Source organism: Desulfosarcina cetonica JCM 12296 (genome assembly GCF_001311845.1).
Taxonomy (GTDB): Bacteria; Desulfobacterota; Desulfobacteria; order Desulfobacterales; family Desulfosarcinaceae; genus Desulfosarcina; species Desulfosarcina cetonica.
The window spans coordinates 1-955 of sequence record NZ_BBCC01000497.1; the positions used below are offsets into that span (position 1 = coordinate 1).

The window sequence follows — 955 nt, forward strand, 5'->3', positions numbered from 1 at the left end:
CCCCCCCAGTTCCACGGCACTGACGGACTTGTCACCCGGAAAGCCGATGCCAAAGGCCGCCGCCCCCAGGCCCACGCCACGGCGTATCGGTCCGTCGGGGACCTGGGCCGCATCGGCCACGGCACGCTCGTAATCGGGCCGGATGGCCTCGCAGATCCCCTCGAAAGCCCACTCGTCGACCGCGTGGCCGGTGGCCTTGGTCTGTCCCGGCTGGAGGGAATTCAGTTTGCGGAAGGCCAGGGGATCCATGTTCAGCTTTTCGGCCAGCATGTCCATGGCGCTTTCCAGGGCGTAGTGGGCCTGGGGTGGTCCGGCCCCACGGGCCGCGCTGCCCCACGGGTTATTGGTGTACACCAGCTTTGAGGCCACCTTGATGTTGGGAATGAAGTAGGAGCTGGACAACATGTGCAGGGCACGGTTGATGACTACGTTGCCGATGGAGTTGTAGGCGCCGTTGTCCACGGTCATGTCCATGGCAAGGGCCGTGATCCGGCCGTTTGCATCGGCCCCCAAACGAATCTGCATATCGAAGGGGTGGCGTTTGGAGGTGATCAGCATGGATTCGGCCAGGCTGGGAATATAGCGCACCGGACGGCGAAACTTGAGCGCCGCGGCAGCGGCGATGGCCTCGGTGAAGATTTCCAGCTTGATGCCGAACTGCCCGCCGGAAAAGGTCTCCTCGTAGCGGATGTTCTCGAATCCCAGAGCGGCCTGCAGGATCGCCATGTGCAAGTGGATGTTGATGCTGCGGCCCATGACCACGAGCTCGGCATCCTCGCCCTCGCCTTCCATGAAGGCCACGCTGTTTTCCGGCTCCATGGGCGCCTGGTGGTTGATCTGGGTCACAAAATGGTTTTCCACCACGGCGGCGGCCGATGCCAACGCGGCGTCGGCATCGCCCTTGACGACCGGCTGGCTGAAGCACAGGTTGGGCTGCCCGGGATGGATCCGGGGC

1 protein-coding gene is annotated in these 955 nt (G+C 64.0%); it reads right to left on the reverse strand.

Features of this window, described 5'->3' with window-relative positions:
- Positions 1-955 (reverse strand): xanthine dehydrogenase family protein molybdopterin-binding subunit (locus JCM12296_RS35195; protein ID WP_157068219.1); only part of this gene is annotated, 955 nt, incomplete at both ends.